Consider the following 9,265-nt stretch of genomic DNA (forward strand, 5'->3'; position numbering starts at 1 on the left):
AATTATAAGGATATAAGCGATGAAAAAAATTATATTGCCAGCTCTGCTTAGTGTTTTATTGAGCGGTTGTGCTCAACAACTAGGTGATGATGTTGCTAAACAAGAGCTACCTTTATTGAGCGCGAGTGAAGTAATTGCTAGTGCAGCAGATAATGACTGGCGAGTAGTGAACGCTCAAAATATTTTAAAGATAACGCTGCCAACGGGCGATGCGTATATTGAGCTTAATGAACAACTTGCCCCAAAGCACGTTCAAAATATTAAAAAGTTAGCGCGAGAAGGGTTTTATAAAAATACCAGCGTTTATCGGTTTGTTGAAGGTTTTGTAGCGCAAGGTGGCGACAGCTCGGGTAAAAAGTTAATTAAAACGGCAGATAAAACAGTTCCCGCTGAGTTTTATTTAACAACAAACAAACCACTTTTAATTACTGAGTTAAATGGCGACGGATATGCACCAGTTACAGGCTTTTTAAACGGCTTTGCAGTAGCTCAAAATTCAGCCCATACGCAAACATGGCAAGTGCATTGTAGTGGCGTGTTTGCCATGGCGCGCGATAACGATATAAATAGTGCGAGTACGGAGTTTTTTGTAACCATAGGGCAAGGCCCGCGCTACCTTGATAAAAACATTACGGTGTTTGGTCGAGTGCTCGAAGGTATAGAGCATTTAAATCGTTTAGCGCGTACACCAACTGAAGTAAAAGCATTTAACCCAATTACCAATATACAAGTGCTTGGCGATATACAAAGCGATAAAAGTATATTTAAAGTGATGAAAACAAACTCACCGGTGTTTAAAAACTTAATCAGCGCTCGTAAAAACCGTGTTGAACCATGGTTTGTTAAAGCACATAACTACGTTGATGTGTGTGGTATGCCTATACCCACTAAGCGTGAAGTTATACCAATCCGCAATAATACTTAATCATTTTGCGGGGCTAAACGTGTCGCTACTTGCGTTAAAAGATTCTCATTTACGACTGCATGGATGCAGAAGGTAGAGCAATGCAGGAGCAATTGCCGAGAACAACTAAATAGCGAATTTTTTGCCTAGCTATCAACACGTTTTCCCAGCCTCAAAATAGCTCACTTAATTAAGCGAATTGGTATTAATTAAATATACAAATAGAAAAGGAGCCTAGGCTCCTTTTTTAATACTCATATTCCAGTTTAAAATAACCTACTGACGATTAATTTTAACTGCAAATGGCGTGTCGTTATAATGCGTAGAGCGATACGGGTTTATATCAAGCCCGCCGCGACGAGTATAACGCGCGTAAACCTCTAACTCTTTAATATTAAGGTGTGTTGTTAAATCGCTATAAATACGTTCAACACACTGTTCATGAAATTCGTTATGTGTTCTGAACGAAATTAAGTAACGCAGTAACGATTCGCGACATATTTGCTCGCCTGTGTATCGTATAATCACACTTGCCCAGTCAGGCTGTGAGGTAATTAAACAGTTCGACTTAAGTAAATGGCTGTAGAGCGTTTCAGTAACTACGTTATCACTTTTTGCTTTAAGTGAATTAGCATCAATATCGTAATTATTAATTTCAATATCTAAGTCATCAATACATTCACCTGGCAGCGCTGTACACGGTAAGCAATTGTAATCATCAGGATTATATAAAGTCACTTTGACAGGGCTGTTAACCGCGTTTGATAAATCATCAATTAAGTGCTGTTTTACTATATCAATGCTTTCAAATCGGGTTTGGTTAAAGCTATTCAAGTAAAGCTTAAACGACTTTGACTCAATAATATGGCTGCTTTGGCACTCAAAGGTAAATAAGGCTACGGCAACTTGCGGTTTACCTTTATTGTTTAGCCATGAAAGCTCGTAACCTGTCCAAATATCTTGGCCTTTAAATGGAAGCTCTGCTTCGTCAATATTTAAAGCATCACGATTTAGTTTGCGCGCAATAGGGAAAAGCAAGCTTGGCGTGTACACATCTACATACTCAGTAGATTGGCCTAATACGCTACCTTTAAGGTCTGGAGAATTGCTGTAATCTGTCATGTTTGCTCTTAAATAGTTACAATAGGGACATTATATCTAATTTAAATGAGTTTCACAGTATGTCTGTTGCATTGCTTATAGAACAACTTCATCAAACATTTAGCGAAAATATCCTGAAAAACACTACAAAGTACCCACTTATTGCGCACGACGAACAATGGCCAAGCCCATGTGAAGTTGGTGAGGTTGACGAGCAAGGAAACATTCAATGGCAGGGCGCGCGACAGCAACCTGCAGGTTCGCTTAATGATTTAGCCAGTGCACTTGAGCTTGAGTTTCCAAAAGAGCTTAGCGAGCTATATGGGCATATGTACGGTGGAAGCATTTCAGCAAGTATTGATGGGCATCAGGTTGAATTACTACAAGCATGGAACGAAGAAGACTTTAATTTGTTACAGCAAAATATAACGGGTCACGTTTTAATGAAACGCAAACTCAAGCAGCCAGAAACGGTATTTATTGGTTTAACAGATCAAGATGATTTACTAGTGAGTGTATTGGTGCACACTGGTGAAGTATGTTTAGAGCACGTAGGCAAAAAAACACACCATGTACTTGCACCTAACATTAATGCTTTTTTAAAGGCATTAGAGGTTTAAAATGCATCTAATAAATCAGCTTAGCGTTATCACTAAGCTGATTTTTAGAGCCATTACTAGGGCGTGTTGACCTTTCGTGATTGATTTTGCAGCTGTATGTTTGGTTTTTAGGCAAGGCAGAGCCTATGTAGTGTGGTTATTCCCCATAAATAGGCGATAACGAAGCATAAATGCCAAACATGCGCTGCCCTTTGGGTTCTTTCTAGGGACGATTTACTCTTTGTTGCTCGGTTTTTACTTAGCCCACTAGGTTACAAACCTCGCGCCGCGATTAAATCGTCCCTAGATTGAACAAATTTCAATCCACAAAGGTCAACACGCCCTAATGGTTACTGAAAATCCCACGATATATTAGACACTAAGCCACACGGCTCACACCTAAAGTCGAATAACCCAAACCACGATTCAGGTAATTTCCAATCACCATTGCAGCTAGGGCATTTTCGTTCAAGTTCAGACGCTTTATCTACGCCGCCTACACGGTATAAATAATAATAGGTTGGCTTTTCAGTTAAAAAACTAATTCGCTTTGTTATGTCTTTTCCGCGTCTGTATAAGTCGCTTTGGATACTCGATATTTCTTCAAGTGCCGGAAACTCACAACGGGTTGCGCCATTAATTTGAATTTGATCGCAGGCTTGCCAATCTTCTTGCCATTTTATAAGCGTTTTATAGTCACCATTAGCAATTGCCGGAATACGAAATAACGGCACAGGCAAAAAGTCATCACCACAATAAAGCGGGCTACACGTATGCACATAGGTTGTGTATAAAATATAACTTGATGGTTCTTTACAGCAATCAGCGCCGTTGGAGTGAATATCTTGCCCAATCACTTTTACTTTTGGCGCAAGTAGCCCCGCACTATGTAACTTTTCGATACTGTGCTTAACAAACGGGCTGTTATTTAGCGGGTGCATTGCATCTTCAGTAGGGCACATAACACGGGTAATAAAAAATCCATCTTTTAAAACGGTTGGAAATTCTTCCCCCATTATTTGACCATTAAAACGCAGTGCATTTACTAAGCGATTTATTGCTTGTTCGGCTTGTTCTAGGGTGGTGTCTTGGTAGCAATCAAAAGTTAAATCAACAACGAACATTTATAGTCTCAAATTATTTTTGTTCTAGCAGTGCAAGAAGTTTATCGAGTTTTTGCTCAATTCTATCTAATTGACTTGTTTTAAGCTCAGTACTATCTGACTGCTGTGGGTTTCTCATGAAGTTATTTATTGAATCAGGATTGTTTTTATATTGGCTTACTGCTGCAATAATCATCGGCATAGGAACCGGTTGCGCCAAACGGCTTTTAGTTAGTGCTACAGTAGGGGTTTTGCCTTCATCGAGAAGGGCTTTGATTGCATCAAATACAACTGAATTCATTAGATATATAACTCTTTAATAAAATAAATACGCAGCATATAAATGCTGCGCAGATGCTATGTTAGCAATAAATAAGGGAGGGTACATTAAATAAAATTACTTACTTTGACGAATGCGTACATCTAACTCGTCAATTACTTCACTCCAATCACCGTCTTGTGCAAGCGATTCAGCTAAAAAGTGCTGTTGTGCCTCATCCCAAAAAGAAGCTTCTTGGAGTAGTGCTGTGTCTTCTAATTCATGTGAGGCAATAAATGCATCTATTTGTTCATCAGAATTAGGTAATCCAAGCTGTGCAAATAGTGTATTGATGTCGTGTTTAGTCGTATCCATGATATTGCTCCTTATACCAGTTTTATTAAAAACATGCTCATTCTAGCGTATTAAATAGCTCACTTACTGCGTTAAAAATTACTCATATAGAACAACTATATGTCATAATTTTCGCCTTGTTATTGTGCTATTTTCTTAGCGCTATAAATAGAACACTCATTTAATGCAATTGGTATTAACTAAATGAAAACTTATTCTAAGGATTAACTCTACTCCTAGCTAGTTAAACTCTCGCTGAATTTACGGTTAATAATTTTAGGTATATAGTTAGGTATAAAGTTAAACAGTCTACAGCTAAAATAATAAAGGAAATACAATGAGTGTAACCACGTCAGCTGATACGTTCAGCGTACAGTATTTAGCCGCAGAAGATATTAGCACTGCAGCAAGCCTAATTTATCAGGCTTATCATGACGATCCTGTATTACAAAACATGCTTAGCTACAATGACGAAAATAAATCAGTATACGAAAAAAAATTACGATCATTAATTCGCGAAGAGCTCAGTAGTTTTTGGCAAGAAAAGCAGCCATTAATTGGTTTATACCGCAACGATAAATTAAAAGCAGTAGCGTGTGTATTTGAATCTAATAGCCAATTACAAGCGCAGCGTTATTGGCACTGGCGTTTAAAATTAATGCTGAGTGCGGGCTACTTACAAACAAATCAATTAATAGATAAAGAACAAACAATTAGAGATGCCCTTAAAGAGAAAGGCAATTACTACTTTTTAGCTTTTATTGCCGTAGATCCACATTTTCATGGGCAAGGGTTTGGTCGTTACTTACTACGAGGGCTTGATGATTTAGTTAAATGTAACGCTGAGTCAACGGGGATGGCTGTATTTGTAACGCGTAGAGAACACACTGAATTTTTTAAAACCGAAAAGTTTGAAGCATTTAAACACCTTACTTTTAACCAAGTAGAGGGCGAGTTACTGTTTAAATCAATAATTGAGCCAACTATTTAAAATTATGATGTAAGCCAATGCGCCCAAACGGACATAAGGCCGTGAGATATATCTCACATTATCGTGAGCATTGTCAGTTAAAGGCTATTAATAAGTAGCCTTTTTCAATTCAAGCTATTGTTATTTAAAGTTTATTTTTATTTTTCATTTTTTTGACGTTTATTTATTTAATGTTAAGTCCTATTTCTCCCCCCTGATTGCTTTAAACTTCTCTTCGTCAAGACGACATAGCTCAATGATTGAGTTACTGCCAAGGATACGGAATAGGCAACATAGCGGACGCTAGCAGGAAGCATAAAGGACAAGCTAAAACGGATACAAGGAAGAATAAGGAAGTGCATGAAGCACTTAGTAGCTAGGAGTTACTTTAGGATAATCACGGATGACGCTACAGGAAGTAGCAGGAGCGTTAGTTTACGTAGGACGGCCAAGATGGCAAGTGGACATTGCAGGATGCAAAAGTGGCAGGAGCTGCTTTAAAGGATTACCAGGGATGATGCTACGGGATGTAGCTAAACGATAGATTTCGTGGGTTTGCCAAGATGGCTATGGATATTGCAGGATGCAAAAAGTGGCAGGAGCTACTTAAAAGGATTACCAGGGATGATGCTACAGTATGTAGCCAAACGATAGATTTCGTGGGTTTGCCAAGGTGGCTATGGATATTGCAGGATGCAATGTGAGGGTAAACAAGGTTGTTTACTCGTTCAGGGGATGATAATACGGATTTAAGATAATGGATATCTAGCAGGATGCAGTCCAATTGGGGCGTAACTTTAGTTACGCCTTAGTTTTTTGTGTTGAATTAAGTTTATTAATTTAAGGCAAATACTCCTAAAGTATATTAAGTTTTATATTTTATGCGGTGGAACAACCACACTTTTCAAAAACTCATTTTCCATAATTAACACACCTTGATAAGCATTTTCACCATCGCTTGAAAATTCAAATATAAATTCACTTTTGATGCCTGGCTTGCCGTTCTTTAAAAAACCAAAGCGGCGTTTTGTGCATGCAACACTCATCAACTGCACCTGCAATTGCTCACTTTGACGTTTAGCATGAACGTTCGCCGCTTCAGCAACCTTTCGGTTAAGCCAAAATAAGTAAATTACACTACCAATAAGTATGAACGTCCATAAACTTGCCATTTAAGAGAATAACCTTCCAATTGCACGCGCGAGGGTTTCGCTACGATTTTCTTTACGTAATAAGCCTAATAAATGCGGGCGAATAGTCGGTATTGCAACTAAGTCAGCAAAAATACTAGGAAACAACTCATCAATTTTTTGATGATGTGCGCAATTATCCATAAATACATGTAAGCGTTCAGGGTTTTCTAATTGCTTAAAACACCGCCCAGCTATTGTTAGTAACACGTCAGAGTCGTGCCTTACCTGTGAGCTTAGTACAGTATCAACTAATTGAGCGCATAACCCTTGAGCTTGACCTTTTGAAACAGATCTTAGTGCTGCGGTTATAGCTAATGTATCGTTATTACTAATTGCGGCCTGTGTGTAATCAACAAGTAACTCACTCATTGATGTTGGTATTTCAACGTGTTCAAGCATGGCACTGAGTGGTTGTAGTACTTCAATAGGTAAATGCGCCCATGCTTTTTGCAAATTACTTAAGTTTGTATCGCTGTCTAAGCGTAGTGCAAAATCGGCAATACCCTGCAGTGCAACACCTTGCCAATTATCAAAACCAATTTTACCGCTAAAGTATAACTGTGCATGCTCGTAATACTGCGACGCAGGCTGTTTTAATAGTACTTTTACTTGGGCGTTAAATGCCGCTAATTTATTTGCGTTTGGTGTAAAAACATAAGGGTTATTATCAAGTTTTCTATCGGCTTGCTCACCTGTGATTTCAGTGCCGAGCGCTTGAATAACCATATCAGCAAAGTGATCGCGGCTAGCACTTACAAGCATACTTTGCTCATCAAGTGGAAACTTTAAAAACCATACATAAGGTTCTTTACTGGCTTTAGTATCCCAAAATTGGATAGCGAGCCAAGCATGACCAGCAAGAGGATAAGGGTAAGGCACTTGAGCTTGTTCAATAGCTAAAAATTGTTTTTTATCGAGTTTAGTAATGTGCCTGCCAATATCAAAAGCACGCCACTGAGTACCCGCACCATCTAAAAGCTGACCTAATGTAGCTATTTGATCACTCATTGTTTTCTCAACTGTTTTTACTGCAAAATTACGTTAATTATACGTCATAGCCGCCTATGAGGGAACAGGGTATAATTGCATTACATATATAAAAGAGGGTGGTTATGTACCAGCAAACCCAAACTTATTTAGTGCAGCTAACCGCACTTTTACAAAAACATGCGCTTTGGCAAAGTGAGCCAATAGACGCTGAGGCACTACTTTCAAATACTCCTTTTTGTCACGATACAATGGCATTTGAGCAGTGGTTACAATTTGTATTTATTAATAAAATACAGCAATTAATAACACATAAACAACCACTGCCTCGTAACTTTGCTATTGCCCCTATGGCGCAAATGACACTTGTGAATAAAGCAGGGAGCGATGAAATAATTGAATTGCTAACAGCCCTTGATTCCTTTTTAGGAGAACCAAATGAGTGAGCGTCCGGCGCCTATTGAATATGGCGAGCTGACTATTTTGTATCAAGATGAAAACTATGTGGCTATAAATAAGCCTTCAGGCTTATTAGTGCATCGCTCGTTTTTAGATAAACACGAAACCCAGTTTGCTATGCAAATGTTGCGTGACCAGCTAGGGCAACATGTATTTCCAGTACATAGGCTCGATAGACCTACGTCGGGCGTATTGCTGTTTGCACTGAGCTCTGAAGCTGCTCGCGATATGAACCAGCTATTTATTGAAGGTACTATTGCTAAACGCTATTTAGCCTTAGTGCGCGGCTTTGCGCCAGAGTCAGTATTTCTAGATAAACCGCTTAAAGAAGAACTTGATAAAATAGCCGATAAATTTGCAGATCAAGACAAAGCACCGCAAGAAGCGCAAACCCAGTTTAATTGCTTGCACCAAGTTGCATTGCCTATTCCTATTGGTAAGTACCCAACAGTGCGTTACTCGTTGGTTGAGTGTTTTCCAAAAACAGGGCGCAAGCATCAAATTCGCAGACACTTAAAGCACTTATCACTGCCTATTATTGGTGATGTAAATCACGGTGATAACCAGCATAATCAATTTTTTAGAGAGCATTTTGAGCTAAGACGCTTAATGTTATTTGCAACAGAGCTTAGTTTTGTGCACCCTTATAGTAATGAATCAATAACAATTAAAGCGCCACTAGGTGAAGACATGCTTGAAATATGTAAGCAGCTAGGTTGGCCAGAGCAAGAAAAGGATTATTAATGGCACATATTAGTATTTTTGTAGGCAGCGTTAATGGCGGTGCAGAGCGTTTAAGCGACGAAGTTGCTGCCACAATTGAGCAAGCGGGTCATACTGCTACAGTAATTACTGAAGCATCACTTGATGATATAAAAAATGCATCGCATATTTTAATTGTTACCTCCACAACAGGCCAAGGTGATGTACCGAGTAATTTGGCAGGATTGTACTTTGCAATGAATAGCACTTTCCCAATGCTTACCGATAAACCGTTTGGTGTAATTGCAATGGGTGACAGATGTTACGGCGATACATTTTGTGGCGCAGGGCGAAGCTTTGACGAGCTACTACGCGATTTACAAGCAAAGCCTGTGGGCAACCGCCTAGAAATAGATGCATGTGAAGATTTTGAACCATGGCCAGTAACCGAGCCTTGGTTAAAAGTATGGCTAGAAAAACTACCTGCTTAATCCTTAACTTTAAGGTATTAAAAAAGGAGCGCATGCGCTTAATGCCGATCAGTTAAGAAAATGACCGGTTGACCGATCCAAACGATCATGCAAAATCCGTAGTTAGGAAACTAACTACGGATTTTTTTGTGAATATAGAACAA

Annotated in this window: 12 protein-coding genes; 6 read left to right on the top strand and 6 right to left on the bottom strand. The window is 39.0% G+C overall.

The annotated features are described in order from the left end of the window. Positions 1-19 precede the first annotated feature (19 nt). Positions 20-925 (top strand): peptidylprolyl isomerase, encoded by a 906-nt coding sequence (locus I6F66_RS13460; RefSeq protein WP_197119526.1) that lies wholly within the window; start codon positions 20-22, stop codon positions 923-925. A 255-nt stretch (positions 926-1,180) separates the two neighbouring features. On the opposite strand, the gene queF is transcribed toward I6F66_RS13460, so the two are convergent. Beyond that, entirely contained in the window at positions 1,181-2,026 is an 846-nt protein-coding gene (gene queF / locus I6F66_RS13465; protein ID WP_197209363.1) for an NADPH-dependent 7-cyano-7-deazaguanine reductase QueF, read from the bottom strand. 59 nt (positions 2,027-2,085) lie between these two features. Here queF and syd point away from each other — a divergent pair, with 59 nt between their 5' ends. Then, a complete protein-coding gene (syd, locus tag I6F66_RS13470) occupies positions 2,086-2,625 on the top strand; it encodes a SecY-interacting protein (RefSeq protein WP_197102652.1) in 540 nt (179 codons plus the stop codon). A 329-nt stretch (positions 2,626-2,954) separates the two neighbouring features. On the opposite strand, the gene I6F66_RS13475 is transcribed toward syd, so the two are convergent. From I6F66_RS13475 to I6F66_RS13485, 3 genes are all read right to left on the bottom strand, one after another. Then, a complete protein-coding gene (locus I6F66_RS13475; protein WP_165741318.1) occupies positions 2,955-3,728 on the bottom strand; it encodes a Zn-ribbon-containing protein in 774 nt (257 codons plus the stop codon). A 13-nt stretch (positions 3,729-3,741) separates the two neighbouring features. Next, positions 3,742-4,008, bottom strand: a complete 267-nt coding sequence (locus I6F66_RS13480; protein WP_010553684.1) for a hypothetical protein — start codon at positions 4,006-4,008, stop codon at positions 3,742-3,744. 96 nt (positions 4,009-4,104) lie between these two features. Next, the gene (locus tag I6F66_RS13485; protein ID WP_197119528.1) at positions 4,105-4,341 is read right to left on the bottom strand and encodes a DUF2789 domain-containing protein; all 237 of its coding nucleotides are present in this window, start codon (positions 4,339-4,341) and stop codon (positions 4,105-4,107) included. Positions 4,342-4,657: 316 nt separating this feature from the next. Here I6F66_RS13485 and I6F66_RS13490 point away from each other — a divergent pair, with 316 nt between their 5' ends. Then, positions 4,658-5,311 carry a GNAT family N-acetyltransferase gene (locus tag I6F66_RS13490; RefSeq protein ID WP_197119529.1) on the top strand — a complete coding sequence of 218 codons (654 nt, stop codon included), beginning with the start codon at positions 4,658-4,660 and terminating at the stop codon, positions 5,309-5,311. An 851-nt stretch (positions 5,312-6,162) separates the two neighbouring features. Here the strand turns inward: I6F66_RS13490 and I6F66_RS13495 are convergent. After that, complete coding sequence (locus I6F66_RS13495; protein ID WP_002963032.1) at positions 6,163-6,462, bottom strand: DUF3301 domain-containing protein; 300 nt, start codon at positions 6,460-6,462, stop codon at positions 6,163-6,165. Next, positions 6,463-7,491, bottom strand: coding sequence for a DUF3549 family protein (locus I6F66_RS13500; protein WP_197119530.1), 1,029 nt, complete (start codon positions 7,489-7,491; stop codon positions 6,463-6,465). A gap of 104 nt (positions 7,492-7,595) precedes the next feature. Here I6F66_RS13500 and I6F66_RS13505 point away from each other — a divergent pair, with 104 nt between their 5' ends. Genes I6F66_RS13505 through I6F66_RS13515 form a run of 3 tightly spaced genes read left to right on the top strand, consistent with a single transcriptional unit; the run spans position 7,596 to position 9,122 of the window. Beyond that, on the top strand, positions 7,596-7,916 hold the full coding sequence (locus I6F66_RS13505) for a YqcC family protein (RefSeq protein WP_165728588.1): 321 nt from the start codon (positions 7,596-7,598) through the stop codon (positions 7,914-7,916). Beyond that, positions 7,909-8,673, top strand: coding sequence for a tRNA pseudouridine(65) synthase TruC (gene truC / locus I6F66_RS13510; protein WP_024593675.1), 765 nt, complete (start codon positions 7,909-7,911; stop codon positions 8,671-8,673). Before I6F66_RS13505 ends, truC begins: the two co-directional genes overlap by 8 nt. Beyond that, positions 8,673-9,122: a flavodoxin gene (locus I6F66_RS13515; RefSeq protein ID WP_010553680.1), complete on the top strand. Its 450-nt coding sequence runs from the start codon at positions 8,673-8,675 to the stop codon at positions 9,120-9,122. The genes truC and I6F66_RS13515 overlap by 1 nt, the downstream gene beginning before the upstream one ends. Positions 9,123-9,265 lie beyond the last annotated feature (143 nt).

The organism is Pseudoalteromonas sp. NZS100_1 (assembly GCF_015864285.1).
Taxonomy (GTDB): domain Bacteria; phylum Pseudomonadota; class Gammaproteobacteria; order Enterobacterales; family Alteromonadaceae; genus Pseudoalteromonas; species Pseudoalteromonas arctica.

Excerpts from the sequence above, each read along its gene's own strand:
- I6F66_RS13460 (WP_197119526.1), top strand. The coding sequence starts at position 20 with ATGAAAAAAATTATATTGCCAGCTCTGCTTAGTGTTTTATTGAGCGGT.
- queF (WP_197209363.1), bottom strand. The coding sequence starts at position 2,026 with ATGACAGATTACAGCAATTCTCCAGACCTTAAAGGTAGCGTATTAGGC.
- syd (WP_197102652.1), top strand. The coding sequence starts at position 2,086 with ATGTCTGTTGCATTGCTTATAGAACAACTTCATCAAACATTTAGCGAA.
- I6F66_RS13475 (WP_165741318.1), bottom strand. The coding sequence starts at position 3,728 with ATGTTCGTTGTTGATTTAACTTTTGATTGCTACCAAGACACCACCCTA.
- I6F66_RS13480 (WP_010553684.1), bottom strand. The coding sequence starts at position 4,008 with ATGAATTCAGTTGTATTTGATGCAATCAAAGCCCTTCTCGATGAAGGC.
- I6F66_RS13485 (WP_197119528.1), bottom strand. The coding sequence starts at position 4,341 with ATGGATACGACTAAACACGACATCAATACACTATTTGCACAGCTTGGA.
- I6F66_RS13490 (WP_197119529.1), top strand. The coding sequence starts at position 4,658 with ATGAGTGTAACCACGTCAGCTGATACGTTCAGCGTACAGTATTTAGCC.
- I6F66_RS13495 (WP_002963032.1), bottom strand. The coding sequence starts at position 6,462 with ATGGCAAGTTTATGGACGTTCATACTTATTGGTAGTGTAATTTACTTA.
- I6F66_RS13500 (WP_197119530.1), bottom strand. The coding sequence starts at position 7,491 with ATGAGTGATCAAATAGCTACATTAGGTCAGCTTTTAGATGGTGCGGGT.
- I6F66_RS13505 (WP_165728588.1), top strand. The coding sequence starts at position 7,596 with ATGTACCAGCAAACCCAAACTTATTTAGTGCAGCTAACCGCACTTTTA.
- truC (WP_024593675.1), top strand. The coding sequence starts at position 7,909 with ATGAGTGAGCGTCCGGCGCCTATTGAATATGGCGAGCTGACTATTTTG.
- I6F66_RS13515 (WP_010553680.1), top strand. The coding sequence starts at position 8,673 with ATGGCACATATTAGTATTTTTGTAGGCAGCGTTAATGGCGGTGCAGAG.